Consider the following 26,067-nt stretch of genomic DNA (forward strand, 5'->3'; position numbering starts at 1 on the left):
TAGGGCGGGAGGCCAATCTACAGCACAGGCTCTGGTTAAAAACCAGTCCTCAGGAGCGGACGGCCTTCCCGGTGAAGCGTGTAATCTTACTTAACCTCCTCAACAACATTTTCATTAAAATCGATCATACAAGGAGCGGCTTTGCCGCGATGTGGCCAGGAGAAATACACTTACGAGGAAGATTAAGGAATTGGAGATGGAGGGGGAGGTGTGATGTAATCAGTGTGCAACGTCTTCGCGCTTCAACACTTTCACAAATGTTAGAAAAATAATTTTTAAATCCTGGAATAACGAAATATTGCGCAGATATTCTGCATCCAATGCTACTTTTTGAGGAATAGGTATTTCGTCACGACCATTAATCTGCGCCCAGCCAGTAAGCCCGGGAACAAGTTTATGAACCCCCGCCTCAGTACGCAACGCAACCAGATCATCCTGATTGAACAGCGCAGGACGCGGGCCAACCAAACTCATATCACCCAGCAGTATGCTCCATATCTGAGGCAATTCATCGAGACTAGTCTTGCGCAAAAATCCACCCACTGGCGTTAAGAAGCGATCTGGATTGCCCAGCAAATGAGTCGCCACAGCAGGCGTATCTACCCGCATCGTACGAAATTTTGGCATCCGGAAAATTTGATTATTGCGCCCGACGCGATCAGACCAGTAAAGCACCGGTCCGGGCGAGGTCAATTTAATTGCCAGCGCCACCAACAACATTGGAATAGCTGCAATAATCAGCGTGCATAACGCCGACATCAAATCAAATACGCGCTTACCGGCATATACCACTTCTGTTGCCTCAACCAATCTCTCTTCCATCGTTATTAACCCGGCGATAAAACACATCTGAATATTAAGTTCCTTCCCCCTAAAAGGGGAAGGAGTTTTAGTACGGTGTGTTTAGCTGCCGGGTTAATAACAACGCTTTGAATGATCATTCTCTAAACGCTTCCATGACCGCCTGAACTATCTGCTCGCCAAGCTCAGGTTTCTCAGCCAAGATTGGGTATCGCTTATGCAACTGGTTTGATATGGCGTACCCATTTTGCTGGACGTTGTGGATAATGCTGTCCAAATCATGATTGGGAGCTTCAAGAAAAGTCTTGATAGCTTGACGCGCCCTGTCATTAGCCCTCAGGAAACGGGCCTCCACGCGCATCTCATGCATCAGTGTGGCATCAATGACCCCAGCCAGGTAGCCCACGTGCGCCGAGAGATCAGGGTAGCGCCATGCGGGCAATGCATCGTCATAGCCATTGAAGTAGAGGTTGTATTGGACGCCATCCCCTGCGACCGCCGTCTCGCCGAAATAATATTGATCCGCATAATGGCGCATCAAAGGCCGCGAAAAGCGTTCAAGAACCTTGTCGTAAGCCGCCCGGTTATGTGTGCTATTGGTAATGGTCGCGGAAACCGGCAAGATGACCGGTGCCGGCACCACGCCATCGCGGCGAAGAATGTCATTGATCAGAAACCTTGAGATACGGCCATTTCCATCGGCCATCGGGTGTATGTAGACAAAGCCAAATGATGCTGTTGCGGCCCGTATGATGGGAGAGCCGCCTCGTGTACGATCCAGGAACGTTGCCAATCCCGCAAGCATGCTTGCGGTATCTTTCCAGTGAGGTGCGATGTAGTCGACAACTGGTTGATAGGCTGCTGTATGCCCGACATACACGGGTGATCGGCGCAGACCATAGCGCAGCGCCGCACCCCCCAGGATTCCATGTTGCAGCGTTACAAGGGTATCCAGCTCAAACGGGTTGTCGTGCCTGCCCGTTTCGGTTTCCATCACCGCTGCAAAGCGGCGAATCCGATCTTCCTGATCCTGCTCGCGCTCAATCAGGAAACTCGCGCGACTCTCCTTGACCGTGAGCCACACCGTACTCCGCATGAGCAGATCAACACCGAAGTCGGCTTCAAGACCCGCCAGTTTTCCCGTCAGGTCATACTGCTCCGCCGCCTTGACATCGGCAAGCCGCTGGATGACCGGGCAGAAATCCCGGCTGCCTGGCATGTTGTCACGAACTCGCCAGCGCGTGTTGTTGACCGGCGCCCCGACAAAGAACTCGTCCGAATCCAGCGCATCGACGTAATTTCCCCGGGTAACCCCCGGCGCAGACAGTGGCTCCGCCGTGAGCCATTCATAAAAAAAGCACGCGCGACGCGCATATGCACCCGTGGACTCCTCGGCAATCCACGCCTCCAGATAGTTCCTGACTGCCGGCAATTGAAACAGCCGGGCCAGAAATTCCAGGTGAATACCTTCGTACTTCAAGGCAAACGTGAGATGATCGCGCAGCATCGGGCCGGGCCGGTAGCTCTCGGTGTAAATCTCATGCCGAGTATCGCCATCCGTTGCAGTCGAACGGATTCGACCAATCTCGCTTCGCACGGCAAACGGCTGCACCGGGACCACATGGTAAGTCTCGGAAAGCCATTGGTAGCCTATGCTGGACATAAATTTTGATTACTGGGGTTAAAAAACGATTACATATCGTCGTTATATTTAAAAATCAATTATACTAGGATTATTTCTTTAAAGGCAAATTCATACATAATCGCGACCGGGGGCTAAATATTCAATATATTCAATATCTCCCACATCGCACGCACGTCGCCATGCAAAAAGGTAAGTGCTTCGTCAAAATCAAAGTGCGGCATGTATTCTTGCACCATATGAGCTACCTCTCGCGCCTGCGCAAGATCGCGCTGCCTCTTAAGGGGTTCACGAACAGATTGCTGAGATAGCCAAGCTTTGTGTAATGCGAACACCCGCGGATCAGACACACGGAATGGAACCGGCTGCCCAGAAGTTTGCCGTTCCCTCTGCGATCCCGCTCTCAAAAAAGATATTCGACAGCTTCCAGCGCATGCCATAGGCATAGGAACGCGCCTGACGATGCGCCTCCATGTAATTCGAATAAAGCTGCTGGGTATTATTAACCAGATGCAATCGTTGTTGATTCGATAAAGGCTGCACGCGGTTTCCGTCAATGTGTCAATTTTATGCATTATGACGGAAACAGCAGTATATGCCCCCCCGAACTTTGTCTCCTCTTGTTATCATGTAAAATTCGTGAGATAGTCACGAAAATGACAGGCAAAAAAAGAAACCTTTAATCCAAGTGCCTGAAATTACTCGACTGGTTTCCTGCGGTAGTAATTCTAGGGGCCAGGCAGGTTGGTAAAACCACCTTAGCCAAAGCACTAGGAAAGGACTGGTCATATCTGGATCTAGAGCAACCCAAGGACCTGGATCGGCTAAGTTACGACCCCAAGTTCTTTTTTAAAGAACATCCGGATTCGGTCATCCTCGACGAAGCACAGGAATACCCTCAGATATTCAAGATCTTGCATGGAGAGATCGATGCTCAGCGCAAGCAGAACGGGCGTTTCATCATCACCGGCTCCAGCAGCCCTACGCTGATCAACGAAGTTTCGGAAACGCTGGCTGGGCGGGTTGCCATCGTGGAGCTTGGCACACTGAAATGCAACGAACATTACGGACTACCACTAAGTCCGTTTTACTCCATCTTCGAATCAAAGCTGAGCAAAAATCTCCCCTTTGGGGACACTCCTCCTCCGCTAACACGCGATCAAATACAACGATGCTGGTTCTACGGCGGCTATCCTGAACCCTCGCTTGGCAATGATGCACAACGCTACGCCGTTTGGATGAATAATTATAAAGATACCTATCTCAATCGGGATGTCGCAAAGCTATTTCCAAAGCTCAATCGGCAAACCTACCGCCGTTTTTTAACCATGCTGTGTAAGTTATCTGGAACGATTATTAACAAAAGCCAGATGGGCAGAGCAGTCGAGGCAAGCGAATCCTCTATCCGCGACTATTTTGAAATAGCGAATGGAACCTATATTTGGCGCATCGTCAGCAGTTATGAAGCCTTGGCGGCAAAATCGATAACAAAAATGCCCAAAGGTTACATCAGAGACTCCGGCCTGCTCCATTACTTGCTGGGGATACACGACATGGAATCATTAATGTCCGACCCCGTCGTCGGCGCGTCCTTTGAAGGCTTTGTCTGTGAAGAGATTGCAAAAGGGCTTGAAGCAACCAACGTTACCAATTGGTCAGTCCATTATTTCCGGTCACGAGGCGGCGCCGAAGTTGATCTGGTGCTGGAGGGCCCATTTGGCGTGTTACCCATTGAAGTTAAATATGGCAGCTCTGTCAAAACCAGCGGTTTAAAATCTCTAACAGCCTTTATCAGAGACAATAGCCTCCCCATGGGCATGCTGATCAATCAGAGCGACCGGGTTGAATGGCTAACACCTGAGATTGTTCAAATCCCGGCAGGCTGGCTGTAAAACAAAACTCAAGCTTTTTGCCGCGCCAAAAAATCCTCAGCCGTTTTTCTAAGCGCCTCGTCAACGGTCACCGGCGGCGACCAGCCAAGCAGTTCCCGGGTTTTACTGATATCCACCTGCAAGGAGCTACACAGCCTCTGCGCAAAGTCTTTCTTACCGAGAACAGATGCGCCCGCGCTCAATACCGATACGGGCACGGGAATCAAACGCGCGGAAACACCCAACGCTCTTGCCGTACGTCTGAGCAAATCTGTGGTCGACAAATCCTCACCATCACTTACCAGAAAAGTCTGATTAGCGGCCGCAGGGTGATCAATACAGGTCACAATCAAATCCACCAAATTATCCAGCGCCACCAAGCTACGCTTGTTATGTATTGCACCTAAGGGCAAGGGGATTCCTTTGTACAACCATTGCATCATGGAAATAAAATTTGCCTTTACTCCAGGGCCATATACTAAAACGGGGCGGATAATGACAACTTCCAATCCCGTTTCTTCCGCGATTTTTTTTAGCCCAATTTCAGCCTCAAGTTTTGAAATCCCATAAGGATCGATAGGAGCGGGCATATCATCTGCCTTATAAGGCCTACCCAATGGCGTAAATTCACCATTAACTTTGATTGAGCTGATAAAGATAAAACGTTTAACCCCGGCATCAAGAGCCTGGCGCGCCAAATTTAGCGTACCATCAACATTAACACGGCGGAATTCGGCGAGCGGATCAACTGCTGTATCATTCATAACATGCACGCGCGCAGCCGCGTGTACTACCACATCAACTGACTCAACTGCGCGGCCCCAATCAGAATCAGGAGTCAGATCGGGACCGCGCACCACATCCACTTCACCCCACGCAGAATCGTGGTGACTCCTAAGCACCGCCCGCACCCTTATTCTCGGTAAGCCTATCAGACGAGAGACAACAGCACCACCGACAAATCCGGACGACCCCGTAACCAACAATTTCATAACTGCAGGATACCAAAGATATGCATGGTCATTTTTCAATGCAACCAAGCTTCAAAACATGTCTCGATAGAAATCTGCGAAAGCCCGTGTAACTCGCTCTTCTGAAAATTTGTTTAGTACCCTGACGCGGCCCGCGCTTCCCATTTGTTGCCGCAGATCTTTATTTGACGCCAACAGCAGCATTGCTTCTGCAATTTCATCTTGCGCTCTGGGGCAGTGAAGAATCCCGGTAAAGCCATCCTCCACCGCATCGGTTATTCCGTAAATGCGAGATGCAATTACTGGCAGACCCACGGCTGCCGCTTGAAGCGGCACATTTGGAAATCCTTCACGATAACTCGGTAAACACAACACATCCGCAGCCGACAAGAAATCCTCTGGCCGATCAGTAAAACCAACTCTATGCACCCTGCCTGGAAAACGTGACGCCAATGTCGAAAATTCCGCATCCAGCCTCTCTTCATCCGGCCCTACAATCAGAAGATGCAAATTCCGCGCGTCTCTGGCCGCTGTCGAAAATGCCCGAGAAAGATCCAACAGGCCTTTGTCTTTGTTCAGCCTACCTAGGAACAAAAAGACTACACCATCGACTGGGATGCTATGTTTCAATCTTACCCGATCACGCACCTCGGCTGAAAAAATAAATCTATTCAGATTAACACCCGCAAAGGAACCATCCGCCAGGACAACTATTTTTGATTCCTTAACTATCCTATTTTCTTGAAGAATCAGTCTCTGAGAATGGCTATCCGCAAGCACCCAACTAGCATTCTTGGCGATAATCTTGTCAAAAAGCTTTAGAACATATTTACCAATCCCTTTCTTCGTCACCCACACTTGCCCGGTAAAGGTATGAAAGCGCAGCGGAATGCCCGCAGCCCTCGCTGCAAGCATAGCCAACAAACCCGCCTTAGGCATAATGGAATGAACAACATCGAACTTTTGTTCCCTAAAAAGCACCCATAATTTGAGCAACGCTACCAAGTCATTCTTAAGAGAGATTTTCCGATCTATCTGAAGCGATACGAAGGAAACATTTCTACCAAGCAACCCTCGCAGATCATCCACACTCCCACTTGTAACCAATGTTATGTCGTAATCGGCACTAAGTAGCGCTATATGTGGCGCCATGAACCATCTCAACACAAATGGCACCGTAGCTACAATACATATTCTTCTGCGACTACCACGGGAATTTACAAGCATAGTTATATCAGTTTGACTCCAAACATAGCGTCCCCACATTCCAAAAACCTATTACCATGACTGGAATTAGAGTGATAATACCGAGCTGCGCTCATTATAAGCAAAATCCTTCATTGTCTTTGAAGATGCTTTATTCTTTACACATACTTCGGCAATCAAATCAAGCACCTGAACAAGGCGAGCTGTTCCGATAGCCAGATCAAATCCTAAATTGTGAGGATGCCACCACAAATGAAATACTTCTCCGGCCACTAAGTTTTTGAGTTCCCGCTTTATTCGCTTGATCTGAATGCGCCATAGCACATTAGGCAAATCAAAACGTACAAAAAGGCTAGCGCGAGTCACGCCTTTTTCTATTTGTGACACCCGACTTGTCCACGGATTAATACTGTCAACGAAACGAAGCGTCCTCGGCAGTATCGTATTTTTGCCTTGCTCATTACAATCATAAAACCAAGCAGGCTCTGTATCTCGCCAAACCCTAATTCCCGCACCATCAAGCTGATCAACAAAAGCACTTTGATTACGCGGAAAGACGAGACTGACAGGGGTAACTCCAAAACGCGCACGCCACAGCCTCGCGACCGCCATCATATCAGCGATAAAGTCTGCGGAAGTGACCCCCGGCTCACGGAAATAAAGGTGAGAAAACGAATGGCTACCTAGCTCCTGCCCGGTCGTTTGCACAATTTCGCTTATCAAATCTGGAGCGAAATGCAGATAACCGCTAGGATCAATATCTGCGTATTCTTTACGCACAGCCAGCTTTGAATTTAAATATTTTGGAGGTGGAGGGGCAAAGGAAAAATACTCATCCCAGTCGTTCAACCCTAACGCCCCCACGGCAGCCCATGTCGCCTTTAAATTTCGTTGCACAAGGGCCTGCAAAGTCGAGAGAACTGCAGACCTGCAGTTTTCGAGATTATTACGATATCCATTAAAATTCATGCCATAAATATCATGAACTCCCCATCTCATCTCAAAATCGATAGAAATAACAACCGACGGCAATTCTTCCTGCAAATCAGCCACGATTTTCCTTTCCGTACCGAAGCCATGAATACAAAAACTTTACCGCACCCCACATCCGCCGATTCCGTCTCACACGCCGCCTCAACCGAATATACCCGGCATAATGAAGTCCTAACGGAGTAACTACGCGAAGATGCTCGAATAATGGCATTTCACTATTACACCAATCCCTCTTGTATTCCTCTCCTCCAATCGTAAAATCAAACACCTTAATATTGTTATTAATACACCATTCAACCAGATTCTCAAGCAAGAGCCGCCCCGGGGAATACACCCCCAGCTTCCCATTTGTTATGGTCGGCATTAGATAATAGAATCGGTCTCGAAAGATTGCTCCCCAATGAGTCGCCGCAATCTCTTCACTGGACCGCAAAACAGAAAAGTGAACAAGTCCTGTACTATTACCCATTTTTGACAATTCCCTGTAGAACTCTTGAACGGCATCGTCTGCAAATAGATCTGGAACCCCCATACTTCTACAGCGCTGACGCTTCTGTTCAATCATAATATCGATCGATTTATCCCAGCTTCCGCATTGCCCAGCATCGAGCACCTCGAACTTAACATCGCCTTGCTCTGAAAGGCGCTTGCGTTGCCGACTTGAATCCGCCCTAAACTTTTTTCGTTGCTTTGCTTGAAACTCACCAACACTAGCCGGAAGGATCGCCGAATACGAATAATCCTGAAATCTCACACCCCATATTTCCAGCATTGGGTTATCTATTGAGCACCACAATTTTGGCAACTTAATAAAATGGCGGACGTCATGTCTTGGCAAGTACTTGCATACAAGCGTCCATGCAAACCGAATTTTCGGTATATCTACCAGCCATTCATCATGAATTAATGGGCCTTGATAATCACTTTGTGCTCCACCAAGAAATTCCAGCACTCGCGACCCAAAACTCGACCGAACCCCTAACGGAAATATCAATTTCGGCTGGTTATCGGCGTTCAACACAACGGCGATCCACGGCCTGATTGCGAGCATCGAATTTCCAATTGTTTGTTGCCAAAACTTTAACCATTGATATGACTGAAAGACGTGATACTGCGAATTAGATTCAATACCGCCCCAATACCTCTCCAGCTCCGGGCAAAAATCGCGAAAAACAATCAGTCTCACAGGCTCAAAACCCTAATACTCTCAAGAAAGTCCCAACAAATTACCGCCGCAACTGTTTAGATGCCTCACAATCCAAGTTCATTAGGATTCATATCGAGCGGAAAACAGACCATGCGTTTCCATCGCGAGATCGCATCACCATTAAGCTCAACAATATGTTCGGGCAAAGATGGCCATGGAAAAAGTGAAATCCCATTCCTCGCCCCCCACTCTAACCAGAAATTCCTCTCAGCTTGACTAACAGCGTAAACTGGCATAGCCCAGGGACAAGACTCATGATGAACATCATCAAATATCAACATCAACCCTCTGCTTCTCGCAAACTCCGCCCAAGCCATCCAATTACCACGTCTTCGCATGGCGATAATTTGCCAGTTAGCCGACTCAATACGCCAGCGTGAAAGCCGATCTATCCCATAATCAGGCTGTACTAATTCTTGATACAAGAGTGGATCACTCCAATCCTTATTTCGATCAGTCCAACCTCGCAATAGACGCCGTACAGGCCGACAAAAATTCGCCCCCATCTTTAAAATCGATCTTGGCCGACACGCTGGAAATGGCTCCAGTGCTTCGACAAATTCAGAAGATGTGAAAACTTCCCCATGCAATACACCTCCTGAAGGAGTTCCAAGAAATTTTCTGGGAGAGCTTATTCCTACATCACCGAATGTACCGAGACGTCTGCCTTCGAATCGCCCACTATATCCGTGGGCGTTGTCTTCCACCAGTAGCAGACTATAGCGTGAGCAGAACTTGCGAAATTGTTCAATATTCTGCGGTTGTCCAAAATAATGAACCATAACCAGAGCATGACAACTGGAACTAGCAACAATTGACTCAAGAACCTGCCAATCCGGCATCAAACCCTTGGTAACCGGATAATAAATCGGTATCAGATTCATTTGTGATATTGGATGGATTAATACCTCACAAATATAATCAGGGATAAGTACTTTTTGCCCTGGTTGCATGTTAAGTTGCTGAAACGCAATCTTCAGCGCTGTTCGAGCGTTGGCAACAAAAAATGTTGAAGAAATCTCAGTCAAACTATCCTCGATGTCGATCCTCTGCACCACATCAAGTGGCAATATTTTTACGCGGAGAGAAAAAAGTGAATTTTTTACTGCAGTTATTTAAGAAAAAACCTATAAGCCCTAACAGGACAACAACGCTTGATCGGCGAATCTAGCTATTATTCGCGCACCATTAACGGCTCTGGTAAAGACCTGGCCTAAACCTCTGTTCTACCAAGAAAAATGTGCAAAGTGACAAAGCAAAGGTATATGCAATGAGTAAGCTTATCAAGATAAAATTAGCAACAAACCATTTAGGCATACTAAACATATCAGTATGTAAAACCAAGAATGCAAGGTTGTCACCAACGAGCATCCACAATATGGGGTAGTGCCAGAGATACACGCCGTAAGATATTTGCCCCAGCCAAGTAAAACCCTCTCCAGCCACTCTTGTAATTTTGGAATGTTTAATTGGCCTTGGAAGCTCTAGCAGTACTATGTTGTGGTCAAGTAAAACCGGACACCCGCCTAAGCACTCTTTTCAAAATTGATCGGTGTCATGTATCCCAGTGTCGAATGTAATCGACACGAATTGTAGTAACCCACGAGATAATCACGGATGTCGGCGATGGCCTGCTCCCGTGTTTGATACCACTGATCACCGATCCACTCCCGCTTCAAACTGCTAAAGAAGCGTTCCACGGGAGCGTTGTCCCAGCAGTTGCCCTTGCGGCTCATTGACGAAACGATCTCATGGGTCTTGAGCAATTGTTGGTATTGCTGGCTGGCATACTGGCTGCCACGGTCGGAGTGATGAATCAATCCCGGTGGCGGTTGGCGCAGCGCGATGGCCATCATCAAGGCGCGGATGACCAGCGCCTTATCCATGCATTTGGCCATACTCCAGCCTACCACCCGGCGCGAGTGCAGATCGATCACCACCGCCAGATACAGCCAGCCCTCGAGCGTCCAAACGTACGTAATATCGCTGGCCCAGGCGCGGTTAACGGCCTCCGGAGTAAACCGCCGATCAAGCACGTTGTCGCTAATCGGCAGACGGTGCTTGCTGTCGGTGGTGATCCGGAAACGACGTTTGGTTTTGACGTTGAGCCCCATCGTCTTCATCAATCGCCGAACTCGGTAGCGGCCCACCGGTAAGCCTTCCCGACACAACAAGCGTGTCAGTCTCCGGCTACCCAGGCTTTGCCGGGAGGCTTCAAACAAGCCCTTCAGGCGTTGCCGCACGGAACTCCTCCGCAGGGACAACGCTTCCTCCTGCGGCTTTCCAGTCGTAGTAACTACTCCGCGTGACATCGAATAGCCGACACATCAGTGTCACCGGATACTGGTGCGCCTCCTTCACGATGAAGCCGTACTTCACTTCGTTTCTCTCGCAAAGAAGGCCGCCGCCTTTTTTAGGATTTCTTTCTCCAGCCGCAGTTCGCGATTTTCGCGACGCAATCGATTCAGCTCTTCCCGCTCGCCCTGGCGCAGCAACTCGCCACGGCTTTCTTGCTCAAACTGCCGGCGCCACTGCGTGATCAAATTCGGGTTGATGTCCAAACTCCGGGCAGCCTGCGTCACTTTGTACCCTTGCTCCGTCACCAGCGCCACCGCCTGCCGTTTAAAGTCCTCTGTGTATTGTCGTCTCGCTGCCTTCGTCTTCATCGTTCACCTCGTTATGGTATTTTACCCCTTAACAAGGTGTCCGGTTTCATTAGACCACTTCACTATTGAGGAGATAGCGAAGACGCACAAAACCACCTCAGCCAGAAATTCTTTACCCGCATTATACAAAATCCAGTGACATATATTTTCACTAACGAAGCAAACGAATCCTAGAAAACGAAGAACTCCACTGCCCTTTAGGTTCCACTCCTCATGGAGAAGCCTAATTAAGTAATTCGCAAAAAATCCCGCAAGAAACAACCAAGTAAACTGAAAAAGCTTAAACAAAATGATTTCTTGATTAGACTGTGCTAGATATGCGTAAAAACCCATAACAAGAATCACAGATAATAGCAGCATGAGATTTCGCTGACCATAACGATGAAATAGCCAGAAGAATAACGGGCAAAGCATATAGTCCTGCATCTCATATGAGATCGACCATGTAACTGGGTTTATCACTTGCCCCGTAATATTATTAACAAAGAAAATATCACCAAAAAATGCTGGATGCCCTAATATCGGCATCCAACGTCCCGTCAATGCCATGATGATTAATAGATTAAAATAAAGAAGAGGGGCTATTCTTAAAAACCTATTCTTGTAAAAATTAACGGTTCCATTCCAGGATAGCTCATAACGTCCAAGCAGATAAATTCCATCAAATATCCCGACAGGACAAAAAAGATCATCACAAAATTTGAGCCCGTTGGCGGCCATAAAAAATCTGCTTTATCCCTCCAATACCTGAAGCATGAAGCACAGCCTTCAAGTCAAGATTATTACTGAATAACCAAGGATCATTTGTGGCATGAACTAGCAAAACGCCTAAAGCACATAGGCCACGCAATATAAGCAAGTTATCGATTTTGCTGGGCTGACTAAGATAGCTCATCTCTAATAAAACATATTGATGAGATGGACAATAATATGGCGATGGCGCATAACTTTCAAGATAGAATTAGCGCCTCTCACATACTCCGCCAAACATGTTGCCGATACCTGAGCTCTTGTTGTGCGCACAAGTTTCGCAAAGTCGCCAAGGCAATAGCAAACATTACAAAACCCCAAAATTTGCTAAACCCATAGTCGTTGTAAATCATCACCTGAAGCGCAATTGAATATAGCAACGCCAAACCATAGCGCGCATGGATATCCAATCGAGATAATTTCATCGCAACAGACAGCATTTTAAACAATTGCACAAAAAACACTCCCGCCAGAATCATACCAATAACACCAGCCCGCATCCCCGAAGTCACAATCAGTGAGCCAAATATTTCTTCACTAGAACTGTCCATACCAAATATAGGTGACTCAAAGACATGATTAATTGCATTTGACGCTAAGATCATCCTTGAAAATCCAGAATCAGCCCGTGCCTCTAAATAATTAAACTCTCCAGGAACCAGTTTAATCCATTCCTGACCTGGATCACCTGATGAAGAAATAGCAAGCAAAATCACAACATAGGCTAGAAACATCATAAATGGAAGCGCCACCATCAACGCTGAATGAAGATAGCGATAAAAAAAGAACACAATAACTGAAATTCCTAAGCAAAACATCACCGACCCACTCAGAGACAACAGAGTGAATGCTATTAGGATATATGCTAGCTTCTTTTCCTTTACGGAACTAACCAGCACAATGGCTGCCGGCAGAAGAAAATATGCAGGCAAAGCCGATGCCTGCTGAATGTAGCTAGTAAATCTTGGGACGATAATTCCAGCGACTCTGACAAGTGAATCCGCCCCGCCAAGCCACTGCATAGCACCTGGGGCTTCACTTTGCCAAGGAATACTGCCCGCCAAACCAGGCGCGATGAAATAAATAATAACCGCCTGAGCAACACCTGCCACCGCAAACAAGCCAAAAGTGATCGCAAGCATCTTTACAAAGCAATTCAATTTAGCTGCCCTAAAGCTCGACACAATCGTAACAAGAAAAAATGCCAACCCATAACCGATCATGCTCTTGATATCTTGCCGCCATACTATCTCAACCACGATATAAGATAAGCATAAAACCGCCAGCGGCTGAACTATTGCCGCGATAGAAGAACGCATAAACGCATCCACAAACAAAAAGACAGCAGCCAACCCCAATATAATTTGCACCCAAAGCTTCATTCCAATCAAGTCATACAACATAATATGGGGAGAAGCCAGAAGAAGAAGAAGCAAAACCACTAACCCAGTCTTGGCAATAATTTGAACGGGAAAGTCATCTTTGTTGAGCGAAGTCAATCAGGCAAGCTCCAGCTTTCGTTTGTAAAGATATGAAATCGCTACCCCTGAAAATGGAATGAAGCAAAAAAACAGGAGTACCCAAGCATGCCAGTGATCTAAACCACCTTTCAATATTGTCTCTAATGCAAGATATCTCTGACTTTTCAGAAGTGCAAGCGCGGCTTTTATCCTACAATTTTTACTATTGAACTTACGAATTGCGTACGCATATTGTTCGACAAGAGACGGGTCCTCTATCATCTGTTTCTGAATCCATCGCTCTTTCTCAGCGAGAAATGCCTGCGGATACTTCCACGTATCACTACCAGCATGAACCCGCCATTTCGCAAGAACCTCGGGGCAAAGCGCAAGCTTTGAAATACGACTCAGGCGCACTATCAGATCAAAATCCGCAATGAAACTAAAATCGGGATCGAAGGCCCTTGGTAGCTTTAATATGGTTGATCTACGCAATACTACCGTTTCTAAAGAAATAGAATATTGCTCCAACAACTGCTCGAATACCCAGCCTGTTGGAGGATATTTTCCAGCATAAAGTGGTCTCTCGGTACTCTCATTGAAAAACAGTGTGTCACTGATAACTATCCCCACTGCAGGATCATCAAAAAGGGGGACCTGCTTTTCAAGCTTAGCCGGTAACCACACATCATCAGCATCTAATACCGCCACAAATTCACCAATGATATGCGCCCATGCCCTAGCCCGCCCCCCACCAAGATCGGTGTGAGAAGGTGCACAAAAATATTTAAGTCGTGTATCTATATAACTTTTGAATATCTCTGCACTACGATCTACAGACTGATTGTCCCAGAAAATAATTTCCCAGTTCTGGTATGTTTGCGCCAGCACACTCTCAATGGCTTCGCGTAGATATTTTTCCCCGTTGTAGCAATTCATCAGAATGCTAACTAATGGCTCTTGTTTCATAACTGCTGCCTAATCCATTGGATCGTCTTTTCCAAACCCACTTCTAAGGTTACGTTTGGCTCCCACCCCAGAAATGCTTTGGCTTTGGAAATATCTGCATGAAGCCGCATATTCTCACTTGGCCTGTAGTCAATTTTGCCAAACAAAGGTTTACCTCGACCAATTAAACGCTGGACAGTTTCAATTATAGCGCGTATGGAAACAGACTGGCCCGAAGCAATATTAATCACCTCACCCTTAACTGAAGAGCTGTCGAAGGTCAAGAATACGGCATCAACCACATCCTGAACAAAGCAAAAATCTCGCATCTGCGCCCCTTTTGATACTGGGAAAGAACGATCTTCTAGACAACCCAAAATGATTTGAGGCAGAAAACGCCGATTATCCTGACCGGGGCCGTACGTTAGAAAAAGCCGCAAGGTTGTTGCTGGGAAATTCTCGGTTCGATAGAGCATCTGCAAAAAATGCGTAGCCGCCACCTTACCAAGGGAATATGGCGAGATTGGGGCCTCTCGCTGAGTCTCAACTTGAGGTGCGGAAGCACTACCATATTCATCGCTACTGCCAATATTTACAAAAGCACGGAGTACATCACGATCTAGCGTCTCTGCCAGATTAAGAACCCCGCGAAAATGCGAATCAAAAACATTCCGTCCACCTCGAAAAAACAACGTATGGTCGATGTATCCACCGCAGTTTACTACATACTCAAACTTAACATTGTCTAAAACTTTTTTAAGATCGTCGCTATCGACGATATTACCCGAAAGATAGCGCACACTGGGATACCCATTCCGCTTACCAGCTCGCAGCGAGAGGCTGGTCACATCCCAGCCAAGCTGGGCAGCATGATTAACAACATGGCTACCGATGAATCCAGTGCCACCTACCACCAAAATGCGTATTTTTTCTTGCGTCATTCGTGAATATATCAGCCCAACAGTTCCCAGTTATACGGAATCGTCGATTCATTCACTTTGCACATTTCACTTTCTGTTGGATCATGGGGAAAATCGGGACAATTTGCAATAAGAGCGGCACTAGCGCTGATGCAGGTGAATCCATACCAGAGACCTGGCGGAATACGAAGCCTGAGGTAATTATCGGGACGACCAAGCTCGAAAATCTGCAATTTATTTCTTGTGAACGACAATTTCCTGTCGTCGTAGATAACAAAGCGAACGCGCCCCACTGGTACCGCCAAATTCTGAGTCTGCGTACGATGACGCTTCCAAGCCTTTACAGCACCGGGTAATACTTCTGAAAAATAGCATTCGCCAAAACGGGTAAAATCAGATGAATCACTGCGTAACATATGCAACACGGCACCACGTTCATCGATAATCTGGCGCAGTTCTGTCAGAGTTACTCCCTCAATCACACTCTCTACACCGATCATTTTGCCCAAACTCGATTTCGCTCAGCGGCCAAATGCTCATAGTTGGCGATCTGCTCAAGAGTCAGAGCATACATATCGGCTCGTTCACGATAAAAAGCCGTATACCAATCACCAACCAGGCCAATGGTTTCAATATAATCAAGATTCGGCTCCCATTTCAGATGAAACAAAGCCTTGTCACAATTGAGCTTAAGTAACCCAGCCTCATGAAAGGGTATGTCCGCGGTGATACGATAGGCTTGATCTAGATCCGTGAAACCCCATCGCTGCCCCAAATCGCGGAGCAACTCGACCACAGTGCGATTTTGTTCGGCTCGAGGACCGAAATTGAAGGCCTCGCCGTGAAATTGCGACTGTTGGGCGACCATCTGACCAAGGACCAGATATCCGCTCAAAGGTTCTAATACATGCTGCCAGGGACGGGTAGCCTGAGGACTGCGTATTTCAACGCTACATCGTTCATTCCAGGCCCGAACGCAATCCACCACGATCCGATCTTTCGCCCAATCCCCTCCGCCGATCACATTTCCGGCACGACCAATAGCCAGACGTACGGGATGATCTTTCTTAAAAAACGAATTTAAATATGACTTGATAACTAGTTCGGCGGCACCCTTGGAACCGCTATAAACATCTTTGCCCCCCAGTTGGTCGGCTTCGCGATAACCCCATACCCACTCGACATTGTCATAACACTTATCACTGGTAATCAACACGGCTACGCAAGGCCAACTTGCTGCCCGTAGCGCCTCCAGAATATTCATGGTACCTATCACATTTGTCGACATCGTTTCCACAGGATCGGCATAAGAAGCTGAGACGATTGCCTGCGCAGCAAGATGAAAGACAAAATCCGGCTTTTCCTTTTCGATCAGTTCGCACATCGCAGCTAGATCGCGAATATCCGTCTGAACGTGTTTGATCCGACTGGCAAGCTCCAACTCCTCGAACATCGCCGGATGAGTAGGCACATCCTTAGAAGCACCGATTATTTTAGCGCCCAACTTTAGCAACCAAGTAATAAGCCAACTACCCTTAAACCCAGTATGGCCAGTCACCAATACCCGCCTACCATTGTAGATGTTAGAAAACATTATCAATTGCCTCTCAGCCATGGCGCGGAGCCGCTCTCACACGCCGCCTGCAATGCATCTCGATCACGTATTGTATCCATGCATTGCCAATAGCCAGGGTGCTCAAAGGCCATCAACTGACCATCATGCGCCAAAGTCTCCAACGGCGCTTGCTCCAACACGGTAGCATCGCCTTCCAAATAATCGAATACTGCTGACTCAAACACGAAAAACCCGCCGTTTATCCACCCTTCTCCAGACTGTGGCTTCTCCTTGAAATCAAGCACGCGTCCCTCGCCAAGCCTTAAACCTCCAAAGCGAGCCGAAGGCCTAACAGCTGTCACTGTCGCCAGCTTGCCGTGGTCACGATGGAAGGCCAACAATTCGGTCACATTCACATCCGAAACTCCGTCACCGTAGGTAAGCATAAATGTACTACCGGATTGCAAATGGTGCTTCAATCGCAGCAAACGTCCTCCAGTAAGCGTAGTAGCGCCAGTATCGATGAGCGACACTCGCCAGTCCTCAGCTGTGGGATTTGAGTAATCCACCTGTCCACTTTTCAAATTCACCGTCAAATCGCTAAGGCGGGCGTGGTAATTAAGGAAATAGTCCTTAATCACTTCACCCTTATAACCCAAAGCCAAAGTGAAATCATTAAATCCATAGTGCTCATATATCTTCATTATGTGCCACAGGATTGGGCGCCCACCTATCTCAACCATCGGCTTCGGTTTTACCTGAGTTTCTTCGCTCAAACGAGTACCTAACCCGCCACAAAGTATTACGACTTTCATATTATGACTCGCGCGTTAATGTAATCTAATAAATGTAATCTAATGCAAGAGGCTATTTCAATTAACCACTACAGATGACAACAGTCGCTGCCATCTAGGAAGCCCGGCATCAAGAAAGAAAAAATTGTCATCATCCGAACTATTATTTATTGTACTTTGGCTACTAGATTCAAGTGCGTCTACTAATTCGTCTGGCGTACAAACAAACTTGACGTTCTTACGCCCTCGAAGCGGGCTATAGTTCAATTCCGCCGCATCAATAGCTACGATTACTCGCAGGCCGGCACAGTAAGCCTCTACCGAAGCAGAAGTTAGGTTGCCTGACAAGACAACATCATAATCCTTTAGGATATCAAACAACGGAGACGTGACCACTTTCAAAGGTAGTGCGACATAATCTTCTGCTCTCACAATATAGTTAGGATGTGGCTTGATCGTGTACTCCACGGAAATAGATATATGAATAGCAGCTTCTTCTAGCAAACTCAACAAAGACAGGGTGCCTGAAGGAGTGAAGTCGCCCAGAACCAAGACCTTTAATCTATCGCCATCCTTTCTTGTCCTTGATAAACACCCTACTTTAAGATTATTCAAATATCCGTACCGGAGCGCCTCACATTCAAAAATGCGTTCACGCGGGTACCCCATTTCAAGGTAAGCATTAACAGCGGCTTCACTATTAAGCGCAACAAGATCAGGTTCCGGGATTGGACAATGGTTCCTTGCTTGAACAGTGCGCGGATCATGAAAATACCGCAAATCCCAGAATCGGACCGTCGAATGCGCTACCGCAATTAGCTGCCCATGCCCATGTTTACGCCAAGCACGAATCAACGCTCTTTCCCATGACTGGTTTTCGCATAAATACAAACCTTGTTTCTGATGCGGCAAATCTTCTAGAGCCGCGTCGAAAAGTTCTAGCCATAACAGATTATTAATAGCAGTAGCGCCTCGCATTGACCCAAGCCAATCCCTTTTCATGAGAGGCCACAATGAGAACTGTGTCCCCCTGGGACGGAATGCACACTTCAGCCCACCCATATGCCAAGAAATGAACATCAACTTGAACCAACGCCGTATTACGGACCCAATAATGCGCCATGACAGATAAGCATCAAGAAAAACATGAATCCCTTCTTTTTGCTTTTGTTGATTAAAACGTTGCACAAAACTCATCGCAACCTTAGGGGTTGGAACAGCATTATGGGGATAGTAAAGCTGAAGCCAATTCCCTGAAAGATTTAGTCTTTCCATAAGTCCGTGCAGATCTTCCCAATAACGGGAACGAAAACGGCCTTCTTCCACGACTTTATGATCGATATGAAAAAAGAACGCACAGATAAACAGTGATCGTTCGCCGGCAAACCAGTCTGACTTATTAACCTGCCTAAATGGCCAGCGAGCAAACAAATGATGAATCAGACTGATTGATGCCTGCATGAACTGGGGCAGTGCGTGATAAACAACACGGAAGCTCAACCGTTGAAGCGGCCGATCTGGAAGCTGTTCCCATTCGTAACCGATATCCATGTTCTGACATAGACCACTGAGGACTTCATGCAAAATTCGATTAGCACTGACCAACCGAACCTTATCTGGCCTGCGCTGGATAATAATCTCTTCGAGGGCAAAAAAACGAATAGCATCTATGATCGATGGAGATTTCCATGGATTCTGCTCTACAAACAACGTCATCCACCAGTAGCTAAATCCATCCTCAAACACGAGATGATCGACTATGCGTTTATCACCAACCACACTTTCGCCGAGATCATGAATCCATTCTAGGTATTTTCGACGCAACCTATCTCCATGCGACTCAACATACCGCAGCAGAGAGTAGATAGAACCTTTTTCCTCATAACCACTCCAACGATAAACACACCCCCAATACTCTGAAGGACCAACATCGGAGTCACAGATAATCAATGTTTGTACGGTCAAGCGCCCTCGACCATCAATTTTTCTACCCTCATCAAATCAGATGGCGTGTCGACTGCGTAGGTGTTATACCGCGTTGGCACCATTCTCACCTTTAGCCCATGCTCGAGAACACGCATCATGTCCACTGATTCCACAACCTCCAATGGCGTCGGAGCCATTCGAGTATACTCCAGCAGAAAATCTCGCCTGAAAGGAATAATACAAACCTGTTTACCCATGGGAATCGCATCAACTCTTGACCGAGTCGGAATTGGCTCACGAGAAAAATAGAGTGCATTACTATGTAAATCACAAACCACTTTAATGCAGTTGCGATCTTCAAACTCAGCGACAGACTCAATCTTACCCAACAAATTCACAATTTGGAGGCCAGTATCCTTCAGCATAGGATTGACCGCCTCTGAGATCATATCTGGGTGAGTCATTGGCTCATCCCCCTGCACCATGACTACGATATCGTAAACCACCCCATCTTCTCTTTCTAGAATCGCAAGTGCCTCGGCACAACGATCAGACGCTCTCTCATGGTGACTACCAGTCATAATGGCACGCCCACCAATGCTCTCTATGTAATGGGCAATCTCATAATCGCATGTCGCCACTACAGTAGCGGTCAACAGAGGATTCTGGGACACTCGTTCGTATACATGGCCAATCATTGGCTTTCCTAATATAAGAGCCAATGGTTTGCCGGGAAACCTACTACTCCCCATGCGAGCGGGGATGAGCGCGAGAACATTCATAAACGATTCCTTACTTTGCAAGACACACTAAGGCTTTCGACAAATCACCATCATGTGAGAACTCCACCCTGATGCAGCAATCAACTCTTGCCACTTCTCCTTAGCATCATCGGTGGCCGTAGCGATGAAAGTACGCCAAAACCGATCCTTAATATGGACCTGGCTGTTTACAAGAATATCAATATCAAGTTTTCCAGGGGTAGTAACATCCAACATCTCCAACCCAGTACGTTCAATTAGCGCCCTGATAGAGGAGGGATTAAAAAAGTTAAGATGATGTGGCGGCGACACCGATTTTGAGTTCTCCCACAAAACTTGGATATCAACTCCTGAACCTGAAAGTGTCGTGAACAGAAACAGGTCACCACTATCCATTAATCCTTTAAGATGTTTCAGAAATGCAGATGGGTCATGCAAATGCTCAAACAACTCAAAGCTCACGAACACCCTTGGACCATCCGGCAAATCAGCGACATCAACACATTCAAGAAATTTTTCTATAACCGCTAGTGATTTTTCACGGCAAACACCAGCCAGATGAGATCCTGGTTCAATTACTGTAATCGGGCGCCCCGAAAGATCTCGCATCTCTTCAGCGAACAGACCGTACCCTCCCCCAATGTCAATTATCGTATATCCTGTTGCGCTATAGCACGCCATTGCATCTAAAACCAGCCTGGCTTTTGGTTTCCATAACTTCTCTCGCCGAGCCGCCGCGGTCTCCTTATAGAATGTGGTTGCCCAGAATTTTGAGGAAAGCGACTCGGTATAGTATTTAGTAAAAGCCCCTGCAATAGGACGAGGATTCACAAACAAGGTATGACAACTGGGACACACCTCGTATTCGAAACCAAATTTCTCAAATGAGAACTCACCCACTTCATTGCATGCAGGGCACCTTCCCTTTACTCGCTTCGCATCCGAAAAGAAATTTATTGTATCCTGTCGCGCGAGCCATAAATATTCATCAAATATCTTCTGCGGTCGGATATCCTCTTCTTTCATCTGCTTCTCTGCTTCCTATAAATCACTTCCGCCCAATCAGTTCGTCCATTCATTGGATTATTCGATATCTCACTAATTGAAAAAAGTCGAAACCCAAAGGGCATCAAAGCCTGCTCTATTTCCAGGAAACTACTTTGGTGCTCATAATAATCAAAAAAACTTACTTCTAAAATCACATTCTCCACACATCCCAAAATTCCATTTGCACCAATTAAAACTTTTGCTTCAGCACCTTGCACATCAATCTTTAACAGATCTATCCTTTGGATATCTTGCTCTATGCAAAAACCATCTAGCCTTCTTACAGCAACATTCAGCTCTCGGTTAAATTTGTCAAACTCAGGGCTTTCCTGGCCAAGCTTTACTTTATTGAAAAAAATTGAATCTTTGCTGTCAAGATTGACTTTATAAAGAGAATTAGTATGAGAAACCTCATTTCGAAAAAACACCGATTCACCATCACAATCAGAAACGGCTACGTTGTAGCAATGTGTTTTTTTATCTGATAACCGAGAAAGTTCTTCGAAAGACTGTGGATCAGGTTCAAATGTATGGATGATAGCATCAGGGAACAAACTCCTCAGATAAACTACGCTCTCTCCCGAATGACCACCCACATCAATAATTAGGGGTGAGCTCATATCACCAACCAAATTTCTTATCAGTGTTGAACGTGAGAATATTCTCTTGAAGTCCTCGTTACGTGTTCTTGATTCTCCAACATCTTGCATATCTACATAACCCTTTTTGATGATTCCAGCAAAAATACCGCATCAATGGAATAAGCCAGGAACCGATAACCTTCCTCGATTCTCAATTTCAATTGTTCTGGCGATGGCATTACAACATGAACGCCGCAAGGTATCTGACGTTGAAACGTCAAGGACCGTATCCGCTCCATCGTCTCTTTAAGATCTGGGTGATTAAAATGGGCGGTTAAACCCATCGAAGCCGAAAGGTCATACGGGCCAATCAATATGGCGTCCAGCCCTTCAACATTAAGGATCACCTCGAGATTATCTACGGCCCGAACGTGTTCAATCATGGCAATAAGCAATGGTGCTTGCGCCTCTTCGAAATAACCATCGAAATGTTTTCCAAACAAATTGGCGCGGGAAAAACCAACACCTCTCGTTCCCGCTGGCGGCCAACGACATGCATTGCGAACGGCCTCTAGTTGCTCTGCACTTTCTACCATCGGCACTATCACCCCCCCCGCACCAGCATCCAATGCTTGCTTACAATCTTTGGGGCGCCCCTGAGCCAAACGCGCCAGCGGTAACGTCCCCCCAAGTTCTAGGGCACGGAATAAGTCTGGTAATTGGTGCACTCCAATCGAACCATGCTCAAGATCAACAGCCACCCAATCGTAGCCAGCCTGTCCCATAATCTCCGCCACCGAGGCATGAGGAATCTGTATCCAGCTACCGATGGAACAACCGCCACTCTTCAGGCGATCTCGAAGCTGTTGAATTGCGGCTAGTCTATTCATCGCTTAAATTATCAAACATGGGGCCAGAATACTGTTCCTGCAGAACTCGATTAAGTGTTGTTCGTCGCAGCAGAAAGGCTACGTTATTCGCCTTAGCAGCATCCAAGTCGGTTTCAGAATCACCCACTACTAGCGCTTGTTCAGGGGAGCAATTCATGCGTTGCAGCGCGTCCCTTATAGCCACAGTTTTAGAAGTTGGCGCACCGAAGATCCCTTTAAAATAAGGCGCAATCTGCAACGACTGAACAATTTGTTGAATCTCTTCCAGAGGAGTAGCAGTCACCAAAATAAAACATTGACGAGCATAATTAGCCTGCAAGTACTCACGCACACCTGGCACCCAATCAGAGTCGATCACTGCTTGCAGTACGAGCTCTGAAAATTTGTCACAAAAATCATGAACCTTGTCCTCTGTGACAGCCTCACCCGCCCACGCAAGGTAGATGGGAATTTTCTCATAGCGAGACACACCTCCATGGGCCTCATGGTGTTGGCGCACCCGACCTGCCACTTCCCTGCCATACTGCAAAAATAGTTGTCCAAAGGCAACCGACTTGACGGCAACGGATTCCTTGATCACACCATCGAAATCCCAAAATATTATATTATATTCTTTCACCAATTTTTCTCGCAGGGACGCCTCCAACAATGCTGTAGGGCTCCGTAGATTTTGTAACAACAGCACCAGCTCCCACGACTGTGCCTTTTGCCAGAGTCACCCCAGATGTTATGACCGAATTCGAACCAATCCAAACATCATCTTCTACATTTATCTCTCCATAAGAGTGAGGCTGGGCATTCATGAACGCGCCTTTACGCGTACCGTGATTAGTCGCTCTAATAACAACATTAGGCCCAATCATTACATTATCTCCGATTATCAGCTTTCCTCCCGATGCTCCAAGCTGAACATTCGTATTTACTACACAATTATTCCCAACTTCCAAATATCCATCGTCATTAGCATAAATATAAAGGACACCCATAGAGCTAAAGTTGTCTCCGAGGACGATATTCTCATGACCTTTGATTACAGTACTCAATCTAAATTTTACGCCTCTCCCACATTTTTTTAGTCTTAATTTAATAAAAGCGCTATATAAAGAGTCAACCCAAAAAATAATATTAAATACACGCCAAACCTTACTTCTTGCGCGAAGAGTATTGTTCGGCAAATCAGATTTCATTGATTTCGACGCACATCATCGATCAACTGCAGCAACCCTTGCCCCAAATCCACATGCATCGGTGGCACATATTTACGTCCTAGCTTCGGCTGATAGGCGTACGGGGTACGCACATAATGCCCCACATATTCGCACTCAACAAACTCGACCGCATCTGGCATACCTAGAATCTCGGCAAGCATCTTGAGCAGATCAAGCACCCGCATTGGCTCTTGCCCAGTTAGCACAACACTCTGATTACGGAAGTCCTCACCCAAAGCAACAACACTCGCCCGCGCGGCATCTTCAACATGGATATACTCTCTTAATGCATCAGGGCTACCTTCATAACGCACAATCCCCGTCTGCAACGCATTGCGGACTATGCGAAACAAACCATTCGTATGATCCGCACGAGGACCATAAAGGGAACCATAACGAAGAATGGTATAATCCAACCCGTATACGCGCTGATATTCTTCTACATAATGCTCAGCTGCTTGCTTGCTACAACGATAAAACCCACCTTCTCGACTATATACGTAAACAGTACTGGCATAGATAAAGCGTTTAACTTCATTCAAGCGACATGCCTCGAGCACCTGAACATTGCCGAGTATATTGACTCGCACGGTTTCCACAGGCTGATTTCGAGCTTGATTGAGGTCAGCCACAGCTGCAAAATTGTAAACCACCTCGGAACCAGTAATAGCTTTATTTAACTGTTCGACATCAAGCAAGTCACCGATAATCATTTCCTGATCAGAACGCCTCCAGGGAGAACTTATCCGATCGTAGATACGCACCCGATATCCAGCTTCACATAATTGATCAGCCACATGCGAACCCAAAAACCCACTACCACCAATAACCGTTGCGGTTCTTTTTTGATTCTCCGCAGATCGCATCACAACCCCTGACTCTGAACGTCGTACTCGACTTGCGACACTTCACTTTGTAGTGGTTGACCCGTGAGGAAACGTACAGCCTCTTCGGTGGCCTCGATTTCCATACGAGTGCGACAATCAATCGACATCGATCCCATGTGCGCAGTCAGAAGACAGCGCTCAATTTCCGCAAGTTTTCCTGTATATGGCTCATGCTCAAAAACATCTATGGCGGCACCACCTAAGTGCCCTGCCGTCATTACATCATAAAGATCATTTTCGTTGATAACTCCACCACGAGAGGTATTAATAATCATGGCATCTGCCTTCATACTTAATAACTGCTCACGGCGGATCATATTTTTGGTAAGATGCGTTAAGGGTAGATGCAAGCTGATTATGTCTGCCTCTTTATAAATCTGCTCCTTCGTCACCCATTCCATTTTAAATTCTCTGCTCAGTTCATAGTTTGGCATGAGATCGTTAACAAGGATCTTCGGCGTCCCAAACGCCGTGATACGACGTAGAACCCTTGTACCGATACGGCCAGCGCCAATAATGCCGACAGTCACTTCTGGTAGCCTACGCCCAAAGATCCGCTGCCATTTACCTTGGTGTAGTTCCGCATTCGATATGTGTATAGAACGCAGCAACGTAAGCATCATACCCAATGTAAGCTCTGCCACTGCCGGGGCCGGGGCATCTGGTGTATAGGAGACCTTGACCCCACGCCGTTTTGCCGCCATGAGATCGACACTATCCAACCCGATTCCAACCCTGGAAATAAGCTTAAGGTTGGGCGCATGTGCTATAACTTTATCGGTGATCGATTCAGTGCCCGCGATAATAACTTCAACATCTGCGACTAACTCGAACAACTGAGTTTCGATCAGCTTCTTATTATAAGGGTTGATTAGATACTCAATTCCCGAGTTTTCAAGCAACTCCAACGGTAAGCGATTTTTATCGCCAAAGGGTACGGTAGTAATTAGCACCTTCGCCATAATCCCTCCAAATTGTTTATC

General features: G+C 46.7%; 25 protein-coding genes and 1 pseudogene. 1 reads left to right on the forward strand and 25 read right to left on the reverse strand.

What is annotated here, in order from left to right:
- Positions 1–219 precede the first annotated feature (219 nt).
- From HY272_11450 to HY272_11460, 3 genes are all read right to left on the reverse strand, one after another.
- Positions 220–822: a sugar transferase gene (locus HY272_11450; GenBank protein ID MBI3773300.1), complete on the reverse strand. Its 603-nt coding sequence runs from the start codon at positions 820–822 to the stop codon at positions 220–222.
- Between the two features lie 115 nt (positions 823–937).
- Entirely contained in the window at positions 938–2,464 is a 1,527-nt protein-coding gene (locus HY272_11455; protein MBI3773301.1) for a Fic family protein, read from the reverse strand.
- A 113-nt stretch (positions 2,465–2,577) separates the two neighbouring features.
- Positions 2,578–3,018, reverse strand: a complete 441-nt coding sequence (locus HY272_11460) for a hypothetical protein (protein MBI3773302.1) — start codon at positions 3,016–3,018, stop codon at positions 2,578–2,580.
- A gap of 339 nt (positions 3,019–3,357) precedes the next feature.
- Between HY272_11460 and HY272_11465 the strand changes: the two genes are divergently transcribed.
- Positions 3,358–4,335, forward strand: coding sequence for a DUF4143 domain-containing protein (locus HY272_11465; GenBank protein ID MBI3773303.1), 978 nt, complete (start codon positions 3,358–3,360; stop codon positions 4,333–4,335).
- Between the two features lie 8 nt (positions 4,336–4,343).
- Here HY272_11465 and HY272_11470 read toward each other — a convergent pair whose 3' ends face one another.
- From HY272_11470 to HY272_11575, 22 genes and pseudogenes are all read right to left on the reverse strand, one after another.
- Complete coding sequence (locus HY272_11470) at positions 4,344–5,306, reverse strand: SDR family oxidoreductase (protein MBI3773304.1); 963 nt, start codon at positions 5,304–5,306, stop codon at positions 4,344–4,346.
- A gap of 51 nt (positions 5,307–5,357) precedes the next feature.
- Positions 5,358–6,437 carry a glycosyltransferase gene (locus tag HY272_11475; protein ID MBI3773305.1) on the reverse strand — a complete coding sequence of 360 codons (1,080 nt, stop codon included), beginning with the start codon at positions 6,435–6,437 and terminating at the stop codon, positions 5,358–5,360.
- Between the two features lie 141 nt (positions 6,438–6,578).
- Positions 6,579–7,544, reverse strand: coding sequence for a polysaccharide deacetylase family protein (locus HY272_11480; GenBank protein ID MBI3773306.1), 966 nt, complete (start codon positions 7,542–7,544; stop codon positions 6,579–6,581).
- A complete protein-coding gene (locus HY272_11485; protein ID MBI3773307.1) occupies positions 7,537–8,670 on the reverse strand; it encodes a GNAT family N-acetyltransferase in 1,134 nt (377 codons plus the stop codon). Before HY272_11485 ends, HY272_11480 begins: the two co-directional genes overlap by 8 nt.
- 65 nt (positions 8,671–8,735) lie before the next feature.
- Entirely contained in the window at positions 8,736–9,719 is a 984-nt protein-coding gene (locus HY272_11490; GenBank protein MBI3773308.1) for a DegT/DnrJ/EryC1/StrS aminotransferase family protein, read from the reverse strand.
- 498 nt (positions 9,720–10,217) lie between these two features.
- Positions 10,218–11,357 (reverse strand): annotated as a pseudogene (locus HY272_11495) (IS3 family transposase).
- A gap of 21 nt (positions 11,358–11,378) precedes the next feature.
- Positions 11,379–12,077 carry an acyltransferase gene (locus tag HY272_11500; GenBank protein ID MBI3773309.1) on the reverse strand — a complete coding sequence of 233 codons (699 nt, stop codon included), beginning with the start codon at positions 12,075–12,077 and terminating at the stop codon, positions 11,379–11,381.
- Positions 12,078–12,328: 251 nt separating this feature from the next.
- On the reverse strand, positions 12,329–13,606 hold the full coding sequence (locus tag HY272_11505) for a hypothetical protein (GenBank protein MBI3773310.1): 1,278 nt from the start codon (positions 13,604–13,606) through the stop codon (positions 12,329–12,331).
- Positions 13,607–14,536: a glycosyltransferase gene (locus HY272_11510; protein MBI3773311.1), complete on the reverse strand. Its 930-nt coding sequence runs from the start codon at positions 14,534–14,536 to the stop codon at positions 13,607–13,609.
- Positions 14,533–15,456, reverse strand: coding sequence for an NAD-dependent epimerase/dehydratase family protein (locus HY272_11515; protein MBI3773312.1), 924 nt, complete (start codon positions 15,454–15,456; stop codon positions 14,533–14,535). The genes HY272_11510 and HY272_11515 overlap by 4 nt, the downstream gene beginning before the upstream one ends.
- A gap of 11 nt (positions 15,457–15,467) precedes the next feature.
- Positions 15,468–15,935: a dTDP-4-dehydrorhamnose 3,5-epimerase family protein gene (locus HY272_11520; protein ID MBI3773313.1), complete on the reverse strand. Its 468-nt coding sequence runs from the start codon at positions 15,933–15,935 to the stop codon at positions 15,468–15,470.
- Complete coding sequence (gene rfbG, locus HY272_11525; GenBank protein ID MBI3773314.1) at positions 15,932–17,029, reverse strand: CDP-glucose 4,6-dehydratase; 1,098 nt, start codon at positions 17,027–17,029, stop codon at positions 15,932–15,934. Before rfbG ends, HY272_11520 begins: the two co-directional genes overlap by 4 nt.
- Positions 17,030–17,031: 2 nt before the next feature.
- Entirely contained in the window at positions 17,032–17,805 is a 774-nt protein-coding gene (gene rfbF, locus HY272_11530) for a glucose-1-phosphate cytidylyltransferase (GenBank protein ID MBI3773315.1), read from the reverse strand.
- A gap of 57 nt (positions 17,806–17,862) precedes the next feature.
- The gene (locus HY272_11535) at positions 17,863–19,749 is read right to left on the reverse strand and encodes a hypothetical protein (protein MBI3773316.1); all 1,887 of its coding nucleotides are present in this window, start codon (positions 19,747–19,749) and stop codon (positions 17,863–17,865) included.
- A complete protein-coding gene (locus HY272_11540; protein MBI3773317.1) occupies positions 19,746–20,492 on the reverse strand; it encodes a 3-deoxy-manno-octulosonate cytidylyltransferase in 747 nt (248 codons plus the stop codon). Before HY272_11540 ends, HY272_11535 begins: the two co-directional genes overlap by 4 nt.
- 27 nt (positions 20,493–20,519) lie before the next feature.
- Positions 20,520–21,497, reverse strand: a complete 978-nt coding sequence (locus HY272_11545) for a class I SAM-dependent methyltransferase (protein ID MBI3773318.1) — start codon at positions 21,495–21,497, stop codon at positions 20,520–20,522.
- Positions 21,494–22,228 carry an FkbM family methyltransferase gene (locus HY272_11550; protein ID MBI3773319.1) on the reverse strand — a complete coding sequence of 245 codons (735 nt, stop codon included), beginning with the start codon at positions 22,226–22,228 and terminating at the stop codon, positions 21,494–21,496. Before HY272_11550 ends, HY272_11545 begins: the two co-directional genes overlap by 4 nt.
- Before the next feature lie 2 nt (positions 22,229–22,230).
- A complete protein-coding gene (locus HY272_11555; GenBank protein ID MBI3773320.1) occupies positions 22,231–22,989 on the reverse strand; it encodes a 2,4-dihydroxyhept-2-ene-1,7-dioic acid aldolase in 759 nt (252 codons plus the stop codon).
- The gene (locus tag HY272_11560; protein ID MBI3773321.1) at positions 22,982–23,608 is read right to left on the reverse strand and encodes an HAD family hydrolase; all 627 of its coding nucleotides are present in this window, start codon (positions 23,606–23,608) and stop codon (positions 22,982–22,984) included. Before HY272_11560 ends, HY272_11555 begins: the two co-directional genes overlap by 8 nt.
- Positions 23,595–24,176: an acyltransferase gene (locus HY272_11565; protein MBI3773322.1), complete on the reverse strand. Its 582-nt coding sequence runs from the start codon at positions 24,174–24,176 to the stop codon at positions 23,595–23,597. The genes HY272_11560 and HY272_11565 overlap by 14 nt, the downstream gene beginning before the upstream one ends.
- Positions 24,173–25,063 carry an NAD(P)-dependent oxidoreductase gene (locus tag HY272_11570; GenBank protein MBI3773323.1) on the reverse strand — a complete coding sequence of 297 codons (891 nt, stop codon included), beginning with the start codon at positions 25,061–25,063 and terminating at the stop codon, positions 24,173–24,175. The genes HY272_11565 and HY272_11570 overlap by 4 nt, the downstream gene beginning before the upstream one ends.
- Positions 25,063–26,046, reverse strand: coding sequence for a phosphoglycerate dehydrogenase (locus tag HY272_11575; GenBank protein ID MBI3773324.1), 984 nt, complete (start codon positions 26,044–26,046; stop codon positions 25,063–25,065). Before HY272_11575 ends, HY272_11570 begins: the two co-directional genes overlap by 1 nt.
- Positions 26,047–26,067 lie beyond the last annotated feature (21 nt).

It is taken from the genome of Gammaproteobacteria bacterium, assembly GCA_016200485.1.
GTDB lineage: Bacteria > Pseudomonadota > Gammaproteobacteria > Tenderiales > Tenderiaceae > JACQEP01.

Excerpts from the sequence above, each read along its gene's own strand:
- HY272_11450 (MBI3773300.1), bottom strand. The coding sequence starts at position 822 with ATGGAAGAGAGATTGGTTGAGGCAACAGAAGTGGTATATGCCGGTAAG.
- HY272_11470 (MBI3773304.1), bottom strand. The coding sequence starts at position 5,306 with ATGAAATTGTTGGTTACGGGGTCGTCCGGATTTGTCGGTGGTGCTGTT.
- rfbG (MBI3773314.1), bottom strand. The coding sequence starts at position 17,029 with ATGTTTTCTAACATCTACAATGGTAGGCGGGTATTGGTGACTGGCCAT.
- HY272_11475 (MBI3773305.1), bottom strand. The coding sequence starts at position 6,437 with ATGGCGCCACATATAGCGCTACTTAGTGCCGATTACGACATAACATTG.
- HY272_11565 (MBI3773322.1), bottom strand. The coding sequence starts at position 24,176 with ATGAAATCTGATTTGCCGAACAATACTCTTCGCGCAAGAAGTAAGGTT.
- HY272_11510 (MBI3773311.1), bottom strand. The coding sequence starts at position 14,536 with ATGAAACAAGAGCCATTAGTTAGCATTCTGATGAATTGCTACAACGGG.
- HY272_11555 (MBI3773320.1), bottom strand. The coding sequence starts at position 22,989 with ATGAATAGACTAGCCGCAATTCAACAGCTTCGAGATCGCCTGAAGAGT.
- HY272_11550 (MBI3773319.1), bottom strand. The coding sequence starts at position 22,228 with ATGCAAGATGTTGGAGAATCAAGAACACGTAACGAGGACTTCAAGAGA.
- HY272_11515 (MBI3773312.1), bottom strand. The coding sequence starts at position 15,456 with ATGACGCAAGAAAAAATACGCATTTTGGTGGTAGGTGGCACTGGATTC.
- HY272_11460 (MBI3773302.1), bottom strand. The coding sequence starts at position 3,018 with ATGCATAAAATTGACACATTGACGGAAACCGCGTGCAGCCTTTATCGA.
- rfbF (MBI3773315.1), bottom strand. The coding sequence starts at position 17,805 with ATGAAAGTCGTAATACTTTGTGGCGGGTTAGGTACTCGTTTGAGCGAA.
- HY272_11575 (MBI3773324.1), bottom strand. The coding sequence starts at position 26,046 with ATGGCGAAGGTGCTAATTACTACCGTACCCTTTGGCGATAAAAATCGC.
- HY272_11545 (MBI3773318.1), bottom strand. The coding sequence starts at position 21,497 with ATGAAAGAAGAGGATATCCGACCGCAGAAGATATTTGATGAATATTTA.
- HY272_11500 (MBI3773309.1), bottom strand. The coding sequence starts at position 12,077 with ATGGCCGCCAACGGGCTCAAATTTTGTGATGATCTTTTTTGTCCTGTC.
- HY272_11570 (MBI3773323.1), bottom strand. The coding sequence starts at position 25,063 with ATGCGATCTGCGGAGAATCAAAAAAGAACCGCAACGGTTATTGGTGGT.
- HY272_11520 (MBI3773313.1), bottom strand. The coding sequence starts at position 15,935 with ATGATCGGTGTAGAGAGTGTGATTGAGGGAGTAACTCTGACAGAACTG.
- HY272_11455 (MBI3773301.1), bottom strand. The coding sequence starts at position 2,464 with ATGTCCAGCATAGGCTACCAATGGCTTTCCGAGACTTACCATGTGGTC.
- HY272_11540 (MBI3773317.1), bottom strand. The coding sequence starts at position 20,492 with ATGAATGTTCTCGCGCTCATCCCCGCTCGCATGGGGAGTAGTAGGTTT.